Source organism: Rufibacter sp. JT20002 (genome assembly GCF_056491185.1).
Genome location: NZ_JBSZJY010000002.1, coordinates 458,796 through 479,457, shown reverse-complemented (window position 1 = coordinate 479,457; position 20,662 = coordinate 458,796). Strand labels below are relative to the sequence as shown.

The window sequence follows — 20,662 nt, the reverse complement described above, 5'->3', positions numbered from 1 at the left end:
TCTTTAGGCCGGGCATTTTTGTTTTACCTTATTGCTAGTTTACTATGGAAGACGAGAAGAAACTGGAAGTGTGGCTAAGAGGTCCCCTCCCCAATATTCCGGCGTTATTGCAGCCCGTAGCCCATGCCTTGTTGCAAGCACGTGAAGAAATACGCTCCTACATGAGCGGGTTCCCAGACCATTTGCTTTGGGAAAAACCTGCAGGCGTAGCTTCGGTGGGGTTTCATCTGCAGCACCTCACCGGTGTTCTGGACAGACTTTTCACCTATGCCCGCGGAGAGGCTTTGTCACCTCAGTCGCTTACCTACTTAAAAGGAGAAGGCCATGCCCCAGAAGGCGGCATTACCGGAGAAGATTTAGTGCTTCTTTTTGAAAAACAGGTTCAAAAAGCAGTGACAGAACTCCAGCAAATTTCCCCGGAAACCCTCACAGAAATAAGAGGAGTTGGCAGAGCCCAAATTCCCTCCACTGTAGGCGGCTTGCTCTTTCACACGGCAGAACATACGCAACGCCATGTGGGGCAACTACTGGTCACGGCTAGAATTTTGCAGGCCGGTAATTACTAAATAAGAAAGACTAACGACATAGAACACTCGCCAAATTTTTATGGTGTTTACATTAAACCAGCCCTAAAACAGAAAAGCCTGACACATAGATCAGGCTTTTCTGTTTTAGGGCTGGTTTGCTTAAGGTTAAGCAAAAACCTGTGGCTTAGTTGTAATGAGGCAAAAGGTTGTACACCTCGCCGTACTCCAGCATTTGCTGCGTGAAGTTCTCTGGATACACTAGCAGTACATCCACTATTTTACCGTCCTTCACCACCGGGGTAAGCTTTGGTTGAATAAACCCGCTGTACGGTGCAATGTTCAGCTTGCTGTACCGCTGCAATACTTCTTGGTGCAAGGCTTTATCTACGTTCACACCATAGGTTTCCACCAATTTTTGAGCGGCTTTGAAATCGCCCTCAGAGGTAATCCGTTGGGTTTCGCGCAGCAACTGCCCGAAGAGCTCTCTCAGTTTCTGGTAATCATTGATCTTAAAGTAGGTCTTTCCCTGGCGCGACACCCGCTCAATCACGTTGTCTTTCTTGCCTTTTTCAAAAGCCCAGGCGGCCACCATCTGGCGGTTCCGCATGTGGTCCTCTTCTATCTTTTCACCAGGTGCTAAGCGAGAAAGTTGGGTCATCAAGCCATTCCGGATGTAGGCATCGTATTCGGCTTTGCCCGCTTCCAACGAAGGCATCACGCCAATCTGTACCAGTTTAGGATCCATCACATAGTAAAGGGCCACCAGATCAGCTCGGCCTTCTTCTATGGTGCTGGCGTAGTTCTTCAGGGTTTGCTTGGGCGTACCCACCCCCGGATTGATTTGTCCTGAGGCATGGCCAATTACCTCATGCATGTCGGTGTGCAGGTCGCTGGCCAAGGAGCCGTGTTTCTTGGCGCGGTCAATTTCCTCCTGGCTGAAGGCGAACTCACCTAAGGCACTTCCTCCGGTGTTGGCAGACTCATTGTAGGCATGCACAATGTTGCCCAGGTTCACCGATTTAGAGCCATGCTCCTTCCGGATCCAGTTGGCATTGGGCAGGTTGATCCCAATGGGAGTAGCCGGAGCGGCATCTCCGCCTTCCACCACCGTGGTGATTACCTTGGCCGTGATACCCACCACGTTTTTCTTTTTGTGCTGCGGAAGCAATGGCGAGTTGTCTTCAAACCATTGGGCTTGGTCTCCTATCGCCTTGATGCGCTTTGTGGCTTCCACGTCTTTAAACGATACCACCGATTCATAAGAGCCTTTGATGCCCAATGGATCATCATAGACCTCAATAAAGCCGTTCACCACGTCAATCTGTGACTCGGTGTCTTTCACCCAGGCGATGTTATACTCATCAAACACCTTCAGGTCGCCGGTGCGGTAGAACTCGGCTAGTTTCTGCAGGGCTAAACGCTGCTGGTCGTTCTCGGCTACGGTAACGGCTTTGTCCAGCCAGAACACAATGCGCTCAATTGCGGGCCCGTACATGCCTCCTACCTTCCAAGGTTTCTCCACGATCTGGCCATTCTCTTTCACCACCTTGGAGTTGAGTCCATGGGATACCGGCCGAGGATCGTTCTTGTTATCTTTCTTCGCATAGAACGCTTCCACTTCTTTCTGAGTGAGGCCTTCATAGAAGTTCACCGCCGAGGTTTTGATCAGATCTTGCCCTGCGGCTTTGTTTACCTGTTTGGCGTCAACGTTGGGGTCAAACAAAATGGGCGTCAACCATTTTATGAAATCGTCCACACTTTCTCCCTGCTGTAACGGCAACTTAGCAAGAGGTACCTTACGGATGGAGGAAGCTAGAAACTCCTGGCTAAACTCAGGCATGATTTTATTGGCCGAGTAGTGGTGGTGAATGCCATTCGCAAACCAAACTCGTTTGGTGTACTCCATGAACTTCTCCCAATCTTTGGAGGTAGAGCGGTCCCGCTTGTTCTGCACCAAGGCATCTAACGTGCGCCGGATGCGCAGATTGTGCTTGTAGTTCTGGTCATAGATGATGTCTCGGCCCGACAAAGCGGCCTCGTATAGGTAGTACAACAGTTCTTTCTGTTTAGCAGAAAGGTTCTCAAACCCTGGAACACGGTATCTGAGAATCCGCAAGTCAGCGAACTGCTCTGTGACATATTTAAACTCGGTCTCGTCAACGATCACCTGGGGAGGGGACACTTGGGTGGCGGCCATTTCCTGGTTCCTGACCACGCTGGCCTCACCGGGCATCATGGTGGTGGAAGCTGTGGCCGAGGCAGTGGTTGCTTTTTTCGTACAGCCGCCCGCCAGCAAGGAAGCCAGCAGTACTGCCGATATGGCTATTGGGGTTTTCTTCATGTGTTACTGAAATGTAAAATCTTCTAAAAATAAGAATTTAAGGAGTGGAAGGCAAAAACCACACCGATTGGCAGAAGCCCGGTACTTTTCTTGTGGTTCGGGTTTGTTTTGGTGAAAACAGTCTCTAAATGCCCGGTCCTTTGAAGCCATTTTCCTAAAGGTGACCTGAAAACGAAAAGAAAGAAATACCTTTAAAAGCAAAACGCATAGGTAGAAACTATTTGCCAGTTTTCTTTTCATGGCGCTCCTTACCCCAGACTACTTTTCTAGCCGAATCCTTCCGCTCTCCGTCATTCTGGGGTTGTTCCTGGTGTATGCGTTTTTCCCTAACAACAACCCTTCCTCAGACGCTTATGACTATGCGGCTTGCGTTAGGTGGCAGGTAGATCTTTGGCAACCCCACCATTTGTTATATAACATCACGGGGCTTGGCCTTTATTCTTCAGTTAAATTTCTAGGGCTTACGGTGGAGCCTCTGGAAATGCTTCAGTATGTAAATAGTCTCTTTGCTGGGGCAAGTCTTTGGGTACTCTGGCGTATTCTGGCCCCTTTTCAGAAAGACCCCAAAATACAAGCGGGTTTGCTGTTGTTGGCGGGTTCTAGCTTGGGAACCATGCGCTATGCCACCGAGAATGAGACTTATATTCTGCCTATCTTCTTTTCCCTGTTGGGCTCCTACTATTGGGTGCGCTTCAATTTTCACCAAAAACTGCCGTCTATTTTCTGGAGTGGCTTTTGGGCGGCTTTCGCTTGTCTTTACCACCAGATTCATTTCTTCTGGTGGCTGGGTCTGTTTCTCTCATTCTTATTGCTGCTGAAAAATAAAACTTGGATTATCTGGTTTGTGTTGCCGGCCTTTGTAGTGCCACTTGGGTACGCCCTTGTTTTAGGCCTACAGCACATTCCTTTGTCCCAGTCCCACCGATTTGTCTTTCTTGATTTCTACAAAGGCGAAGTGGAAACCACCATTTCCTACAAGAACTTTCTTCTAGCCTTTATTTCGCTTATCAGGTCTTTTTTAGAAATCCATGGCAGAATGTACTACCTATGGAAGCAAAGCTTACTTTACATAATTCCTTCACTAATCACCTTCACCATAGGAATAGTTGTTCTACGACAATTCATTTTAAAACGTAGGAAGGCCCTACCCCAAGCAAATGCCTTTCTTAAAGGCCACAGCTTGATCTTGGTGCTCCAATTGCTGTTTGCCTGGTATGCCGTGGGTAACGCAGAGTTCATGGTCATGGTGCCGTTTCTGGTGGCTCTATTAGCGGGCTGCTATTCATTTCAAAGGACACGTTACCTGTTTCTGGCTGGTTTAGGTCTCTTTATTTGGAACATGGCCTTTGCCCTACTCCCTAATTATTACCTCACCTATACCAATTACGCGTGTGTACGGGAAGTGCTCCAAGCCCAACCCCAAGCCATTTTATTGCTAGAGGATAAAAATGCCTTTGATGCTTATCTCTTCTACCATACGGGCCAATATCATCCGAATGCTTATGAGATTTGGGCTTCTCCAAAGGTGCTCTCCAATGTTATCTCCCAAGCCCAGAAGCAAAACCAACCTGTCATTACAGATTATTCTCCTGAGCAACCCGTGTTCAACCGGGCCTGGTTTCTAAACCATCGGTCTATGACAGAATTCATGCAATCTTATCGACTTACGCCCGTCAACACTTGCCCCACCCTGTATGGCGATAAAGGGCTGAAATACTTAAAACCTGCCTACACCAAGTAGCATTTCAATTAAAATTCAAACAGACGCCTTTATTTTACCATCCATCTCTTTGGAATCACTCAACGGCATCAGAATTGCATGTTAGCCGCCGTCTTTTACGTGGGTAGCACTGGGCTTTGTCATGGTGTTGCCTTAATCTACAAAGCATTGAAGCTGCTCTAAATGACCCTTTGAAGATGAGACCATAAGGCATGCTTTCTCTTTACTTCCTGCGCGGAATTTTGTACCTTAAAATAAAAAAGAGCTATGGCTGCCATTCATCAATTGCTAGAAGAGTATGCCGAAAGCCATCGTAACGGCACAAACAAACTCATCCACTGGATCTGCGTTCCCGCCATCATGATCAGCCTAGTGGGACTAATTTGGGCTATTCCCGTACCTGACTTTTTGGATAACCTGCCGTTTCTTTTCAATTGGGGAATCTTCTTCGTGCTGTTGTGCATGATCTATTATGTATCCCTATCTCCCAGCCTAGCCCTAGGCATGATCCTGGTCACTTCCTTTTTCCTCTGGATTGTGTACCAGTTAAACCAAGTACAGCAGCTTCCACTTTGGGCTTTGTGCCTGATCATCTTTGTTCTGGCCTGGGTTGGTCAATTTATTGGGCATAAGATTGAAGGCAAGAAGCCTTCCTTTTTGAAAGACCTGCAGTTCTTGCTCATCGGGCCGGTTTGGCTTTTAAGTTTTATTTACCAAAAATTGGGAGTCCGATACTAACCAGATAAAAGGCCAGTAAATGAGGACATTTTCAAAGTGAAACCATTTGGATGGTTTTAATGCATCTTTTTGGAAAATGCCTTTAAAAGGAAGGGATTACACTAGTTGAAAACTTGGTTAAAGGTTTAGTTAGAGGGATATCCTACAAACTTGTAAATAAACAATGTTTTTTGTAACTAAATCATTGCTTTGAGGCTATTTAGAATAAGTGAGTCCGGGTAATTACCTTTGCGCCTTTCTTTCGCCTTTTGAAGAGATCTGTAACCATATTACTATTGACCGTGATGCTGATCCAAGTGTTCAGCAAGCTGTTTATTGTTTTAGATTACCAGACCAATAAGGAATACATCGCGAAGGTTCTGTGCATTAATCGGGAAAAGCCTAAAATGCTCTGCCATGGAAAGTGCTACTTGAAGAAAAGCTTAAAGAAGGCAGACCAGTCTCAATCTTCATCGGCAGAGAAAAGAGCCAAGCAAAGCACGGACCTGACGCTCTTTTACCAGGCCCTTGCCGAGCGTACTCCAGTTTTCAAACCGCAGCGGGAAGACTTCATTTCCTTCCCTGTGAGGAATACGCCGTCTGGCGCCCAGCACTTCATTTTTCATCCGCCCCAGAAAACAGTTTAGAAGTAATGTGCCTTCGGCTTAGGAGCCGAAGCGTTTGGCTGTACCCTACATTTTGTTCGGGATTACTGCTTTTCTATTATTTTCTTTTCTGCTAAGGCTTTTCTATGAAAAAGAAACTGACCGGCATCTTGTTGTGCATGATGCTGGCGCACTATGCCCATTCCCAATTTACTTTAAAGGGGCGGGTGGTAGATGCGTATACTAAAGAGGCCTTGGTGGGCGCCTCCGTTCAACTGAACCAAAACCCCATCGGCATTATCACAAAATCAGACGGAAGCTTCTCCTTAATTTCTGAGCGCCAGCCGGAGGTGGTAGTTGTCTCCTATCTGGGCTATACCACGCTCCAACTTCCGGTTAGCGGTTCTACCCTGCTGGTGCAGTTACATCCGGCACCGCACCAGATAAATCAGGTAGTGGTGTCGGCAAGTCGGGCGGCGCAGGCCCGTACCGAAGCCCCAGTAGCCATCAATTCCATTTCCAGCCAGGTGCTGCAGGAAACCAAAGCCACTACCCTAGACCAGGTTCTGAATAAGGTGAGCGGGGTGTACATGGTGAACCTGGGGAACGAGCAGCACACCATGGCCATTCGGCAGCCCATCGGGTACAAGAGCCTTTTCCTGTACCTGGAAGACGGCATTCCCATCCGGACCTCCGGTGATTTCAACCACAACGCGCTGATCGAAATCAACATGGCCGCGTTGAAGACCATTGAGGTCATTCGCGGTCCGGCTTCCTCGCTTTACGGGAGCGAGGCCATCGGGGGAGCCGTTAACTTTATCACGCATGCACCTGCCTCAGTGCCCACGGTCAGAATTCAGGTTGAAACAAGCAATCAAGGCTACAGTCGCACCGATTTCAGTGCTTCCAGCACCATCGGGAAGCTGGGCATCTACGCCGGGGGTTACTATGCCGCCCAACGCGACGGTATCATTAGCCACAGCGACTTTGACAAGCTGGCCTTCACCTTGCGAGCCGATTACCGCCTGAGCTCCCGCAGCAAGCTGGTTACCTCAGCCTCCTTAGTGGACTACAAAACCGATCAGACCGGTGGGCTGGACAGCACCCGTTTCTTCCGGAAAGAGTACAGCAGCCTGCACACGTTTACCTACCGCCAGGTGAAAGCCCTACGGGTGAGAAGCACCCTGGAACATGCCTGGGACTCCTCCAACCATACTCAAGCTACCTTGTTTCTGCGCCATAATTCCATTGGGCAGAACCCTTTCTATGCAATCGCTAACATCAGAGACAATCCATTGAAAGCGAAAGGTGAAGTAAACGAAGACGCGTTCAATAGCTACGGGTTTGTTGGGCAGCACCGCAAGACCTTCAGTTTCCTGAACGCTAGTCTCACTGCCGGGGTATCCGCTGACTATAGTCCGGCCACGTATACTGCCTATTTTCTGGATATTGACCGGAATGAAAGCGGGGTGTACACAGGCTTCACGAGAAAAGATTCGCTGCTCACCCATTACAACGTAGACCTGCTCAACACGGCCGCTTACTTGCAGGCGGAAGTATCGCCCACTGACCGGCTGAAAATTACGGGTGCTTTACGCTACGACCGGTTAGACTACGCCTTTGACAACCACCTCCCGCCTTCCTCGTTTACCGGTGCCCCTGATGAAACGAACGGATACGAGCAGCTGTCACCCAAACTGGGGCTGACCTATGACCTGGGCAAAAGCAAAGGCGTGTACGCCAACTACAGCCTGGGATTTGCGCCTCCCCAGATCACCGAGCTGTACCGGGGCGTGCAAGTGCCTACCCTTCGGTCTTCTGATTACCGTAGTTATGAGGTGGGTGGCTGGTGGAGCTTCCTGCAGCACAAGGCGTACCTGGACCTGAGTTTCTACCAAATGGAAGGCACAAACGAAATTATTTCGGTGAGGCGGGACGACGGCAGCTACCAAAACCAGAACGCGGGCCGTACCCGTCACCGGGGAGTGGAATACACCTTTCAGGTTGCACCCGTGGAGGCGCTTACTTTGAGGGTTTCTGGCACCAAAGCGCGGCACTGGTTTATAGACTATGTGGAGCAAGGCGCAGATTACTCTGGAAACGAAATGGCCACTGCTCCCGGCTTTATCGGGAACGCGGAGGTGACCTTTAAACCCACCTTTGCCAGAGGGCTAAGACTAAGCTTGGAATGGCAACGGGTGGGCAACTACTTTATGGACCCCGCCAACACCGAAACTTATGACGGGTATGACCTCTTCAACGCCAGGGTTGGGTATTCCTTCAGAGGATTTGAGGTCTGGGTAAACGCTATTAACCTGTCAGATAAACTGTATGCCACCACAGTAGATAAATATTCCTACGGCAAAAGTTACCGCCAGGGAGTTCCGCGCACCTTCAATGTGGGGCTTGGGTATCAATTTACGGCAAAGGGAAAGTAAACTTCATAAGTCATTTCCTTTCTGCCTGAAGATTCTGTTTTATGTCTTTTTTTAAAAACAGGCTTTAAACGGATTCATCAACTCTACCCTTCTCCATCAAAAAAAAACTACTGTACTGAAATAATCAAACTTGAAAATGATATCACGCCACACCTATTTACTTTACTTCTGCTTTCTCCTTTTGATGGGTTGCCAGGCTCCCTCTGCCCAAAAAGCAATGGGAGAGAAACGGATATCACTTGCCCAACTGAAAGCCTCCTGCCCATACCTCACGGCTGACCAGAAGGGCAATCCGGTGATGTGCTGGGTGCAAGCGCAGGACACCTCCGGGAATCACCTGCTCATGTACGCCCGCTCTACTGACGGAGGGCAAAGCTTTGAAACACCAAAGGCCATTCCTACCTCGGCCGGAGTTTACCCGCACGACGAGAACCTGTCTAAAGTGCTCTTCAAACCAAACGGCGACATACTGGCCATGTTTGCCGTGCAGAACCCCAGCGCGGAGAACAGCTACGCCGGATTGGTCAAATACACCCAATCGTTTGATGGAGGCAAAACCTGGTCACCCGCCCGTCAATTGGCCCTGGATGCGGAGAACAGCATCGATGAACGGTACTTTGACATGGCCCTGCTGCCTACCGGGGAAATAGCCGCCGTTTGGCTCGACTCTCGTAAAAACACCCCCAAAGAAGGCTCCTCGCTGTACTTCTCTTCCACCTCGGGCCGAGATGGTTTTACCTACGAGAAAGTGATTGATCAACAGCTGTGCCAATGCTGCCGCACCGATTTGTTTCTGGACGGTATCGGTAAACTGCACGTGGCCTATCGCGCTATCCTTAACGACAGCATTAGGGACATGATGCACCTGGTTTCCACAGACAACGGCCAAACCTTTCTGCCACGCGAGCGCATCAGCCCTGACAATTGGGCCATCAAAGGCTGTCCGCACACAGGTCCTACTTTGGCCTGGAACAAGAATGGCTTGCACGCCGCCTGGTACACCATGGGCGGGGGAAGCGGGGTGTTTTATAGCCATAAACAGGAAAATGAGCCCTTCGCTGCAAGAGAAGCGGTAAGCAACTTAGCTTCTGCCAAACATCCACAATTAACCAGTTATGGAGAAGACCAGTTGGCGTTGGTCTGGGACGAGCAAGCTAAAAACACTTCTGGGTTTAGAAACCGTATTGGCTTGCAACTGAGAGAAGCATCAGGAAAGCCGGTGCAGCAGACTTTTATCACTGCAGATTCTACTAGTGCCACGCACCCGGTTGTCCTTGGCTTACAGGATGCTTCCATTTTAGTGGCCTATACCAAAAAACAAGGGAAAAACAGTGAGGTTTGGTACCAGGTTGTGGCAACTACTCCAAAGAAAGGGTAACGATGCTGCATTAAAAAACGAAAAGCTTTTGTTTTCGATTCCGCTTTTTCCGAAACAAACTCCATTCAAAACGGAGTTAATAAAATCGGTAATCAAAAGAGAAGGCGTTCTGTTTCAGGTCCTTTTTATAGAAAATAGGATTGAAACAGAACGCCTTTATTTATCCCTCAGAACGCAAAACTTCTAAGGGTGATTGGTTTACCACGGCTCGGCTATTGAACAAGCCAATGATCACCGTCAGCCCGGAGATAAGAAGGAACAGGATTACCACAGGCCAGGGTTCAGGGGTGAAACTGGTTTCGAAACTGAACTTCGCCAACGCCCAACTGCCTGCCAATGATAAAACAATGCCCGTACCTGCGGCTAAGGCGCCCAAGAAGAAGTACTCTAGGGCCGTGATGGCGAAGATCTGCTTCCGGTTAGCGCCTAAGGTGCGGAGCAGTACACTTTCCTGCATGCGCTGGTACTTGCTGATAAGTACCGAAGAGATGAGGACCACTAACCCGGTGATGATACTGAAGGCCGCCATAAACCGGATCACAAAGCCAATCTTGCCCAACAGTTCATCCATCACACTTAAAATCAGCTCCAAGTCAATGATGGAGATGTTGGGGAACTGCCGTACCACCGCCTGCTGGAACCGGGCCGACGTCTCGGCCGTGGGCACCCTGGTAATGAGCACATGGAACTGCGGAGCGGCTTCCAGTACCCCTTGCGGGAATACCACCCTGAAGTTGGTTTGGATGCGGTTCCAGTCTACTTCGCGCAGACTGCCCACCACCGTTGGGATGAGCGCGCCCTGCACATTAAACACAATCTCGTCCCCAACCTTTACTTTAATCCAATCGGCGTAACGATCATCCAGTGATACATAAATGGTGTCTGTAGGCGAGGCTACGTTCCCATGCCAGGTCCCATCAATCACCTTTTCTGATTCGGTGAGTTTGCCCCGGAAGGTAGACCTGATTTCCCGCTGAAAAGCCCGCGGCGAAACCCCAATGGTGCTGTCTTCCTTTACTTCCTCGGCGGTTCTGCCGTTGATTTCCTCAATGCGCATGGTCACGATGGGCACTTGGTCAAGCACTGGTAACCCTTGTTGCCTGGTGAGTTGGGCCACAGCCTGCCGCTGTCCTTCCTGGATATCAAAGAGCACCATGTTAGGCTGGTTATTGCTCGCGGACAAGGTCACCTGATTCAACAAAATGGTTTGCACAAAGTACAGGGTGCTGATAAACGCCGTGCCTAAACCAATGGAAACAATCAATATCAAGGTCTGGTTGTTGGGCCGGAAAAGGTTGGCTAAGCCTTGCCGCCACACATAACTCAGCGACTCAGGGAAGAACCTTCTCACCACCCACATCAATCCCCAGGCAATACCTACCAGAACTAAAAAGCCCACCAGCACGCCCAAGGTAAAGTAAGCAGCCTCTTTCCATTTCTGGGTTTGGAGGTAAGTGAACCCAAAGATGAAAAGCAGGATCAGCGCGTACACGCCCCATTTCAGAGGGTCTTTGAACAGGCTGGTGCTTTCCAATGAAAGGCGCAGGGTATTCAACGGAGATACGTTCCGGATGCTGACCAATGGCAACAAGGCAAACAACAGCGAGATAATCAGCCCTAACCCAATACCCTGCAAAATGGCCAGCCAGGAGATCCCCACGGTGATCTCAACGGGCAAAAGGTCTTGCAATACCTGCGGAAGCAGTTGCTGCACCAAGGTACCCAGAACCGCTCCAATGATAGAACCTAGCAACCCGATGCCCAGTATCTGGATCACATAGATCAGGAAAGCCTGCGTGGCACTAACGCCCAGACACCGCAAAATAGCAATGGAGCGCAGCTTTTCCCGGATGTACACATGGATGGCACTGGCGACCCCTATGCTGCCCAGCAACAAGGCAATGAACCCTACCAGGGCCAAGAAACTCGTCAAGTCCTTGAAAGAGCGTCCTAGATCCTCGCGTTGGGTTTCAATGGTTTCGGTGTTTAAGGCTTCTTTTTCTAAACGAGGCTCTAAACGCTCCACCAGTTGTTTGATGTTGGTCTTGGCGTTGTATTTATAATAGAATAGGTAGTTAATGCGGCTTCCCTTCTGCTCCAGCCCAGTTTGGGGCAAAAATCGGAGGGGGATGTACACCGCCGGAGCCACCGTGGCTGAGATACCCGTCTGCCCGGGGGCTTTGTTCAGAATACCGGCAATCTGGAATGTTACCTCACCTACCTTAATGGAGTCGCCAATGCGGGCATCGAACTGGAGCATGAGGGTTTTGTCAACCAACGCTTGCTGCCCCTCCCTAAAGGTTTGGGCGGCAGCTTGGGGCACTGTCTCCAAGGAACCGTAATAGGGAAATTGCCCCTCCAACGCCCTGATCTGCACCAAGCGGGTTCCCTGGTTTTTAGGGAACAGAATCATGGAGGCAAAGCTCCGCTCCCTAGACCTGCGGTTTCCCAGAGAGTCCAGTAAAGGCAGCATCTTAGGGTCTACCGGCCGGTTACTCGTAATCACCAGATCGGCACCAATCAGCTCCTTGGCCTGGTTGTCTATGTCTTCGCGCAGGTTGTAGCCAAAGGAAAAGATTGCTACCAAAGCAGCGATGCCCAGGATGATGGAGGATATAAAAAGAAATAACCTGGACCGGTTGCGCCGGCTGTCTCGCCAGGCCATCTGCACCAACCACGGGAAATTGAGTTTATTCATTCAGGTAATGGCTAATTCTTTAATACTTGATGCTGAAATGTGCTAATGCGGTAAGGTGCTTGTGGTAATGTACAACCTTGAGAAAATGCACTTGGAAGGATTTCAACCCCATGTTGATAGAACATTTTAGGCTGCTTTTTACAAAATCCCTCCATTTTCAACTGCCCTATCAGCACCTTAAAAACAAGTACCTTAACTACCGGTTCTCTCATCTGAGATTAGCTTGCCGCCTTTCACCCGTAAGATGCGCTGGGTTTTGGAGGCCAGTTCTGAGTCGTGGGTTACCAGCACCAGGGTGGTACCTGCCTGGCGGTTCAGGTCAAAGATCAGCTTCACCACCTTTTCACTTGTCTCGGCATCCAGATTCCCTGTGGGTTCATCTGCGAAGAGAATTTTAGGCTTGTTGGAGAAGGCCCTTGCCAAAGACACCCGCTGCTGCTCTCCACCCGATAGTTGAGCCGGGTAGTGGTGGGCTCTGTCGGCTAAGCCTACTTTGTCTAGCAGTTCCATCGCTTGCGGTCTGATGTGCTTCTCCCCTCTTAGCTCCAATGGCACCATCACGTTCTCCAGGGCGGTGAGAGTGGGCAGAAGCTGGAAGTTCTGGAAGATAAACCCCACGTATTGGTTTCTGACCTGCGCCCGGGCATCTTCATTCAAAGTATCCAGCCGGATGCCATTCAACTCCACCAACCCTGAGCTGGACCGATCCAAACCGGCACAGAGGCCCAGCAAAGTGGTCTTTCCGCTCCCTGATGGGCCCACAATGGAGATTGTGGAGCCCTCCTCTACTGAGAAATTGATGTTATCCAGCACGGTGAGTGTTTGGCCGGTACTTTGGTACGTTTTGGTAAGGTCCTGAATATGAAGAATCGGAGTCACAGGCAAGGATATGTGGGAAAGGGTTTCAGTTTGAAATGCCGTTTAAGCAAACGGGAAATTACAGAACAGGATTTAAAATCCATTGTTTAAACCTCAAACGCAAGAAACAAGTTATAAGTACTTTCTTTGCATGCGAACAAGAAAACCCTAAGTCATGTATAAACTTTCAATCTTTTACTTGTTGCTCTTTGTCTGGCTAGGTACTGGCTGCTCCGAAAACGGGAGCGGTGGCCAGGATGAAACCCAAGCCGGCGCTGACCAGGGAGTAGCTAAAAAAGCCCCCCAAGCTATGAAAAACATCCTCTTCTTTGGTAACAGCCTCACCGCCGGTTATGGCCTGAATCCGTCTGAGTCGTTTCCTGCCTTGATACAGAAAAAAATAGATTCACTAGAATTGCCTTACAAAGCCATTAATGCAGGTTTAAGCGGGGAAACCTCGGCCGGCGGGAAAAACCGGATAGACTGGCTCTTAAGACAACCTGTGGATGTGTTTGTGTTGGAACTAGGTGCGAATGACGGTCTCAGGGGCATCCCTCCCGCCGAAACCAAAAAGAACCTGCAAGCGATTGTTGACAAGGTGAAAGCCAAGTACCCGGAAGCTAAGTTAGTTATGGCCGGCATGGAAGTCCCGCCTAACATGGGCGGCAAATACGCTAGTGAGTTTAGGGTAATTTTCCGTCAACTCGCCAATGAAAACAACATGGCCTTGGTCCCTTTCCTATTAGAAGGTGTGGGCGGGGTACGATCCCTAAACCAACCAGATGGTGTCCATCCTACCGCTGCTGGCCAGAAAATACTAGCGAACAACGTATGGGAGGTTTTGAAGAAAGTGCTTTAAGTTAATATATTCAAATAAGATTAATGCCTCTTTAAAGCAAAACATGCTTTAAAGAGGCATTTTTACATATAAGTGCTTGACTTATAATATTTTATACCTTATCTTAGAATATAGGCAATCAAGAAAATATATAATTGAAAATATCACCTATTAATATTACTCACAACCCCATCATATAAGTACAGTACTTCTTAATAAGTTACTTTTTAGTTCTTTCCAATCAAGTATTTAAAAATTATAAATGCTTGATACCTGTTTATGTCTCATTCTAATAAAACATCAACTTTTTTTGAATTTATTATCATCTTTAAATTCTTATTTTATGAAAAGTATAATTAAATTTTTATGGAATATAAGTACTACTCTACTTCTGTCTTCAATGCTATTATTTAGCCAAGAAGTGTTTTCGCAAAAAATTTCTGAAGATAAAGTTTGGACAAGCTTCACTAAATCTCCGGGAATTTCATTGAAGCCTACCTACCAATCATTTTCTGTAGATTACGATTTTGGCAATATGGCTGTTAAAGTAGGGGATCCACCCAAAGTGCAAGGATTAGAATACAAGAAAACCGATGCAGATCTATTATTAAAAATTTATGTAAAAGGAATATATATTGAGAATAAAAAATTGAATGAAACAAAAGCCAGGAACGGCATGAGGTATTATTATAGCCTTTCCTACAAAGCGGAGTATGGTTATGATTTAGTAGAAAATAAAACTGGAAAATCCCTTTATAGTTTTGAGAGAACGGGAGGTCCATATGATACGAAAGATTTTGAAAGTAAATCTGATCTGGAAACCTATATTCAAAACGCATTAGTAGGTGATTTAACAAAAGCCCTTTTAAGCTATACCCAAAAGAAGGTGGATTATGATTTATCAGAGCACACCTATGAAATTAGGATTGCAGCTAACAAAATAGAAGGGGAATCTGAGGCTTATAAAGATATCAATAAAGCAACAGATGAATTTAAAAACGCTATATCAAGTAAAAATATAACCAAAGGTACTCCAGCTCCATATATCCAGGTTTGGGAAAAACATTTGGCCAAAGCTGATTGGGGTAATAAGAAAAGTCAAATAAATAAAAAGGTTGCGAATGCATTGATTTATAATTTATGTGCAGCATACCTTCTGATGGAAGACTACACAAATGTTAAAGATAAATCTTCCATATTTGAAAAAAATAACTCAGGTATTCTCGCAAGTCTTACCGCATCCCCATCCTTTGAAATAGATGGAAGCTACACGGGACCAAGCAGTGGATATCATACTATAATCAAAAATAGTAGACCGGTAAATGTTTACACACCCACATTTATTGAATTCTCTTCAGACCTTTTAGAGAAATGATTAACTAGATAATAAACCATCTATTAACAAGAATTCCCACCAACTACCAAAAGTAGTTAGTGGGAATTCTTTATTTATAATATAAAATTGTCCTTACCCCACCAGCATTTGCCACTGAGCCGGGATCTCTAATACTGGTAAGCCTTCTTTCTCCAGTTGGTCCGCCAGACGGGTTAGATCTGAAAGACTTTCCAAAACGAAATAAGCCTCAGGGGCTTCACCGGTCTTGTAGGGCTGACCCAGGATTTCCTCCAGTACAATGGGGTGCCAGGCGTTCTCGCGCTTCAGGGCCAGTTCGGCTTCTGGTGCGTTTGAGATGAGGTTAGCCCCGAATAAGGTGATGTTTCCCTGGGCATCGCGCAGGAGACCGTTGCCCAGCACGTGCTGCACCAGGCGCCACAGCAGATCGGTGGCAGCCGGGTCTTTGTGCTGGAGCGACAGTTTTCCCAACCGTTCCATGAAATCTGCTACCTCAGGCTGAAGCAGCCACGGCAGTTGGCTGAACACATCCTGGAACAGGTCTTTATCGCCCTGCAGACGCAGGTCGCTGTCTGGGTGCAGGCGCAGGGACGTCACCGCCGGAAACTTCTGTTTCGCCCACTTGGCCAATACCTGCCGCGGGCGCAGCGGCTCTTCTACCGCCACCAATTCCCACTCCGTGAGGCTCTTCAAATGGTAATTCACCTTCTGGAATTCGGGAATAAAATAGGCCTTCAGATCAAGGGCGTTGATTCCTTGCCAGAAAGGCAGGGAGACCACGGCAGAAAGTGCTTCTGCCCGCTTCGTGTACAAGATGTTCCAGGTCTGTTGTTGCCTGATGCTGTACTGATGATACTGTTGCTGATACATGGCTTTGTTATGAATAAATAAAAAAAGCCTGGTTCCGTTACCGGAGCCAGGCTTTATATTGGGTTCTTAACTTCTAAACTGGTTAGTTAACTATTGCCCATACTGTCCTGGCTCCGGTTTGCATCGCAAACGGTTTGCAGTTGACAATAATGAGTGACTGGGCAAATGTTTTCATAACTGAAACTAATATAAAAGGCCTGACTCAGAAAACCAAGAACTTTATATATTTTAACACTTAAATTAAAACTGCCTAAAGCAGTAATCTCTTCGTTCTTCACGACCATTTATACGGGTCACTTTTTGAAAAGATTCGCCTCAGAGCGTTTAAAGCACGTTTTTAAAGATTTCACTTGAAAACCGAAGCCTTTTTATGGGGGTAAAAATCACTAAAGTTTTGCCTCTTAATGTTTTAAGGCCGTCTTATAAAAAACGGCCTTAAAACACTTTTTCAATTGATTTCTTCTTACTCTTTTCCCCTACAAAAAATCACCTTAGCGGAACGGTGAGATGAATTCGCTTGCCTTACACCAGTTCCTTCCGCAGTTCAAAAGTCTTCCGCATTTTCCTGATCAGGCGCTCAGACTCGGTGAAGCTCAATGTCTGGGCTCCGTCTGAGGCGGCTTCTTCTGGCTTTTCGTGGGTCTCATAGATGATACCATCTGCGCCGGCCATGATCGCGGCCAGGGCCATGGGTTCCACGTACTCCCGGATGCCGATGCCGTGCGATGGATCCACAATCACCGGCAAGTGGGTTTTCTCTTTAAGGATAGGAATGGCGTTCAGGTCAAGGGTGTTGCGGCTGGCTGTCTCGTAGGTTCTGATGCCGCGTTCGCAGAGCATCAGCTTTTCGTTTCCGCCCGAGAAGATATACTCCGCTGAGTAAAGCAACTCGTCAATAGTGCCAGAGATACCTCGTTTCAGCAACACGGGTTTGTCTACCTTGCCTAACTCATCCAGCAGGTTGAAATTCTGGGTATTGCGGGCCCCCACTTGAAACACATCGGTGTACGGCTCCATGGGCGCAATCTGCGACACCTGCATTACCTCGGTCACAATCTTAATCCCGTGGGCACGGCACATGTCATAGAACAGCTTTAGGCCTTCCAAACCCAATCCGCGAAAAGAATACGGTGATGACCGGGGCTTGAATACGCCCCCGCGCATGAAGCGCACATTATTGGCTACCAGGTGCTGGATGGTTTTTTCAATCTGGTCTTCGTTCTCAATGGAGCAAGGGCCGGCCATAATGGTGAACTCCCCTTCCTGCACCTTCAATCCGTCACCAAAGTCAATGACGGTGGGGTTTACCTTCCATTTTCTGGAAACCAGCCGGTAATCATCAGACACAATGTGGATGTCTTTGATGCCCGGCAGATTCCCGATGGCGCGCACGTCAAACTCGGCTTTGCCGGTACCTACCAGGTAATGGCCGGCTTGGGTTAGCACCTCGGTGGTCTTATACTTCAATTCTTTAGCCTTTTCTATAATGGCCTGTTTGTCCTCCGGACGAATATTTGAATGTAGCTGAATGAGCATGTTGTGTCAATTTAAAGATGAGCAGATTTGAAGATGTGGGGATAGAAGTAATTGCTTAACATTTAATTGTCTTCAAATCCCCACTTCTTCCCCTCTATCTAAGTGTTTTCAGGAATGAGCGAACGTTTTCGCGTACTTCCTGGGGTTGCTGAAGAGCCTTGATGAACGCGCTTCCAATAATGGCTCCGTGAGCCGTTAGGCAGGCCATTTCAAATGAAGGCTTGTCACTGATCCCAAAACCGATCAGCAGCGGATTTTTCAAACCTAGGTTTTTGACTTTGGAGAAATAGGCTTGTTGGGCTTCTCCGGTCTGTACTTGGCTACCGGTGGTGCTGGCGCTGGACACCATGTAAATAAAGGAGTTGGTGAGCGCGTCAATTTGCTTGATGCGGGCCTCAGAGGTTTGCGGCGTAATCAGGAAAATGAGGCTGAGCCCGTGTTTCTCCAGAATAGGTTTGTACTCTTCCTCGTACTCGGCAAAAGGCAGGTCTGGCAATATGAGGCCGTCTACCCCCACGCGGGCGGCATCTTCGCAGAAGCGCTCAAAGCCGTACTGCATCACCGGATTCAGGTAACCCATCAGAATAATAGGGAGTGTTACCCGGTTCCGTACCTCCGCCAATTGCTGCAATAACATCTTGATTGACATCCCGTTTTCCAGCGCTACTTGGTTGCTCGCTTGAATGGTAGGGCCATCGGCTAAGGGATCAGAGAAAGGCATGCCTATCTCCACCAGGTCTGCCCCGGCGGCTTCCAGTTCCTCCAGAATGGTGACGGTGTCTTCCAATTTTGGGTAACCGGCGGTGAAGTAGATATTGAGTAGATTTCCGCTTTTCTCCTGGAACAGGCGCGTGAGTCTATTTTGATGCATCTTGTTGTTCAAAGTAAGTGAGGATGGTATTAAGGTCTTTATCGCCGCGGCCCGAGAGGTTCAGGACCACCACGTCATTTGGGCCAGCTTGTATTTCTTTGAGAGCTGCCAAGGCATGGGAACTCTCAATAGCCGGAATAATCCCTTCCAAGCGACTCAGTTCCCGCAGGGCTTCCATGGCATCGGCATCGGTGATGGCGATGAAACGGGCACGACCGGTTTGGGCCAAATGCGCGTGCTGCGGACCTACCCCAGGGTAATCCAAGCCGGCAGAGATGGAATAAGGCTCCGTGATCTGGCCGTCTTCGGTTTGCATGAGCAGGGTTTTGCTGCCGTGGATGATCCCGGTTTTACCCAGCACGGAGGTGGCGGCTGAATGGCCGGAGTCTACCCCTAAGCCCGCCGCTTCTACGGCTATCAGTTTCACTTCTGGTTCATCCAGGAAATGGAAGAAGGCACCAGCGGCATTGGATCCACCGCCTACACAAGCCACCACGTAATCGGGTAACTCGCGTCCCTCCTTCTCCAGCATTTGTTTTCTGATCTCTTCTGAAATAACGGACTGAAAACGGGCAACCATGTCTGGGTATGGGTGCGGGCCCACCACCGATCCGATGATGTAGTGGGTGTCTTCTGGGTGGTTGATCCAGTCACGGATGGCCTCGTTGGTGGCGTCTTTAAGAGTCTGGGAACCGGAAGTCACCGGTACCACAGTAGCACCAAGCAAACGCATCTTCTCTACGTTGGGGCGTTGCCTCTCGGTGTCAATTTTGCCCATGTACACAATGCACTCCAAACCGGCCAATGCGCAAACAGTAGCGGTAGCGACCCCATGCTGACCAGCCCCGGTCTCTGCGATGATGCGTTTCTTGCCTAGGCGCTTTGCCAGAAGAATCTGCCCTACGGTGTTGTTGATTTTATGGGCACCGGTATGGTTCAGGTCCTCACGCTTGAGGTAGATCTTGGTGTTGTAGCGCTCAGACAAGCGCTTGGCATGATACAACGGGGTGGGCCGGCCCACATAGTCTCTGAGCAGTTCCTGCATCTCCTGCTGGAAGTCAGCCTCCTGAATGATGGACAAATATTTCTCCCGCAGTTCCTCTACGTTGGGGTACAGCATTTCAGGGATGAAAGCCCCGCCAAATTGGCCATAATAGCCGCGTTCATTTACTCCGTATTCCATTCCTTCAGTAGTAAAGTTAGGGGATGAACCAGAAAGGCTTACCCATGTAACCTGTTAAAAGCTAATACTTACGATTTAATATCTTCAATAAACTGTTTCAGTCGGGTGATGTCTTTCAAGCCAGGCTGAATCTCAAACTTGCTGTTCAAATCTACCCCATGCAGTTGCGGCAAATGAAGGGCTTTAATCTCTTCTATGTGCTCCAGGTCAATGCCACCGCTTAAGAAAAAAGGAACTTCAAGGGTATAGTTCTGCAGGAGTTCCCAGTTGAACCGCACCCCATTACCCCCAGGGTTAGCGCCACTGGCATCAAACAGGAAGTAGTCACAGCTTTGCGCGTAGGCCTGTAACTGGGCAAAATCAAAATCATTTCCAACCCTGAAGGCCTTCATCACCAGAAGCCCGGCGTCTTTCAACTCATGGCAAACCTGCGGCGATTCATGCCCGTGCAACTGCACCATTCCCAAGCCCAAATCGGTTACCTTCTGCAAAATCACATCTGCTGCCTCGTCTACAAACACGCCCACTTTTTTAGTCTCTTTCGGGAAAACGGCCGAGAAAACCGCCCACTGGGTGGAAATGTACCGGGGTGATTTCTCGTAGAAAATGAACCCTACATACTCTGGTTGAAGCAGCAGGAGTTCCTGAATGTTCTCGCTGTACTTCATGCCGCATACCTTTATTTTAAGGTGACTCTCTGGCATCCTGTGTTTTATTTATTTCTGGTC

Annotated in this window: 16 protein-coding genes; 8 read left to right on the top strand and 8 right to left on the bottom strand. The window is 48.4% G+C overall.

All coding sequences use genetic code 11. The features are described 5' to 3' along the window. The first annotated feature begins 44 nt into the window (after positions 1-44). Positions 45-566, top strand: coding sequence for a DinB family protein (locus ACW9SV_RS11500; RefSeq protein ID WP_479556911.1), 522 nt, complete (start codon positions 45-47; stop codon positions 564-566). A 145-nt stretch (positions 567-711) separates the two neighbouring features. Here ACW9SV_RS11500 and ACW9SV_RS11495 read toward each other — a convergent pair whose 3' ends face one another. Next, positions 712-2,868, bottom strand: coding sequence for a dipeptidyl-peptidase 3 family protein (locus ACW9SV_RS11495; protein WP_479556910.1), 2,157 nt, complete (start codon positions 2,866-2,868; stop codon positions 712-714). Positions 2,869-3,106: 238 nt separating this feature from the next. Here ACW9SV_RS11495 and ACW9SV_RS11490 point away from each other — a divergent pair, with 238 nt between their 5' ends. The 5 genes from ACW9SV_RS11490 to ACW9SV_RS11470 all read left to right on the top strand — a co-directional run bounded on the left by ACW9SV_RS11490 (position 3,107) and on the right by ACW9SV_RS11470 (position 9,726). Next, positions 3,107-4,609 (top strand): hypothetical protein, encoded by a 1,503-nt coding sequence (locus tag ACW9SV_RS11490; RefSeq protein ID WP_479556909.1) that lies wholly within the window; start codon positions 3,107-3,109, stop codon positions 4,607-4,609. A gap of 246 nt (positions 4,610-4,855) precedes the next feature. Further along, positions 4,856-5,326 carry an Mpo1 family 2-hydroxy fatty acid dioxygenase gene (locus ACW9SV_RS11485; protein WP_479556908.1) on the top strand — a complete coding sequence of 157 codons (471 nt, stop codon included), beginning with the start codon at positions 4,856-4,858 and terminating at the stop codon, positions 5,324-5,326. A gap of 281 nt (positions 5,327-5,607) precedes the next feature. Next, positions 5,608-5,952, top strand: coding sequence for a hypothetical protein (locus ACW9SV_RS11480; RefSeq protein WP_479556907.1), 345 nt, complete (start codon positions 5,608-5,610; stop codon positions 5,950-5,952). 104 nt (positions 5,953-6,056) lie between these two features. After that, a complete protein-coding gene (locus tag ACW9SV_RS11475) occupies positions 6,057-8,348 on the top strand; it encodes a TonB-dependent receptor (RefSeq protein ID WP_479556906.1) in 2,292 nt (763 codons plus the stop codon). Positions 8,349-8,565: 217 nt separating this feature from the next. Beyond that, positions 8,566-9,726, top strand: coding sequence for a sialidase family protein (locus ACW9SV_RS11470; protein WP_479556905.1), 1,161 nt, complete (start codon positions 8,566-8,568; stop codon positions 9,724-9,726). A 160-nt stretch (positions 9,727-9,886) separates the two neighbouring features. Here ACW9SV_RS11470 and ACW9SV_RS11465 read toward each other — a convergent pair whose 3' ends face one another. Both ACW9SV_RS11465 and ACW9SV_RS11460 read right to left on the bottom strand, forming a co-directional pair. Next, complete coding sequence (locus ACW9SV_RS11465; RefSeq protein ID WP_479556904.1) at positions 9,887-12,424, bottom strand: ABC transporter permease; 2,538 nt, start codon at positions 12,422-12,424, stop codon at positions 9,887-9,889. Between the two features lie 192 nt (positions 12,425-12,616). Continuing rightward, positions 12,617-13,303, bottom strand: a complete 687-nt coding sequence (locus ACW9SV_RS11460) for an ABC transporter ATP-binding protein (RefSeq protein ID WP_479556903.1) — start codon at positions 13,301-13,303, stop codon at positions 12,617-12,619. Positions 13,304-13,457: 154 nt separating this feature from the next. On the opposite strand from ACW9SV_RS11460, the gene ACW9SV_RS11455 reads away from it, so the two are divergent. Both ACW9SV_RS11455 and ACW9SV_RS11450 read left to right on the top strand, forming a co-directional pair. Further along, on the top strand, positions 13,458-14,141 hold the full coding sequence (locus tag ACW9SV_RS11455; RefSeq protein WP_479556902.1) for an arylesterase: 684 nt from the start codon (positions 13,458-13,460) through the stop codon (positions 14,139-14,141). Positions 14,142-14,463: 322 nt separating this feature from the next. Beyond that, on the top strand, positions 14,464-15,495 hold the full coding sequence (locus ACW9SV_RS11450; RefSeq protein WP_479556901.1) for a hypothetical protein: 1,032 nt from the start codon (positions 14,464-14,466) through the stop codon (positions 15,493-15,495). A 93-nt stretch (positions 15,496-15,588) separates the two neighbouring features. Here the strand turns inward: ACW9SV_RS11450 and ACW9SV_RS11445 are convergent, their stop codons facing one another. From ACW9SV_RS11445 to ACW9SV_RS11425, 5 genes are all read right to left on the bottom strand, one after another. Beyond that, complete coding sequence (locus tag ACW9SV_RS11445; RefSeq protein ID WP_479556900.1) at positions 15,589-16,344, bottom strand: hypothetical protein; 756 nt, start codon at positions 16,342-16,344, stop codon at positions 15,589-15,591. A 522-nt stretch (positions 16,345-16,866) separates the two neighbouring features. After that, positions 16,867-17,880: a 3-deoxy-7-phosphoheptulonate synthase gene (gene aroF, locus ACW9SV_RS11440; RefSeq protein ID WP_479556899.1), complete on the bottom strand. Its 1,014-nt coding sequence runs from the start codon at positions 17,878-17,880 to the stop codon at positions 16,867-16,869. A 94-nt stretch (positions 17,881-17,974) separates the two neighbouring features. Further along, entirely contained in the window at positions 17,975-18,751 is a 777-nt protein-coding gene (trpA, locus tag ACW9SV_RS11435) for a tryptophan synthase subunit alpha (RefSeq protein ID WP_479556898.1), read from the bottom strand. Beyond that, positions 18,738-19,934, bottom strand: a complete 1,197-nt coding sequence (gene trpB, locus ACW9SV_RS11430; protein WP_479556897.1) for a tryptophan synthase subunit beta — start codon at positions 19,932-19,934, stop codon at positions 18,738-18,740. The genes trpA and trpB overlap by 14 nt, the downstream gene beginning before the upstream one ends. 68 nt (positions 19,935-20,002) lie before the next feature. Continuing rightward, on the bottom strand, positions 20,003-20,638 hold the full coding sequence (locus ACW9SV_RS11425) for a phosphoribosylanthranilate isomerase (protein WP_479556896.1): 636 nt from the start codon (positions 20,636-20,638) through the stop codon (positions 20,003-20,005). Positions 20,639-20,662: the final 24 nt, after the last annotated feature.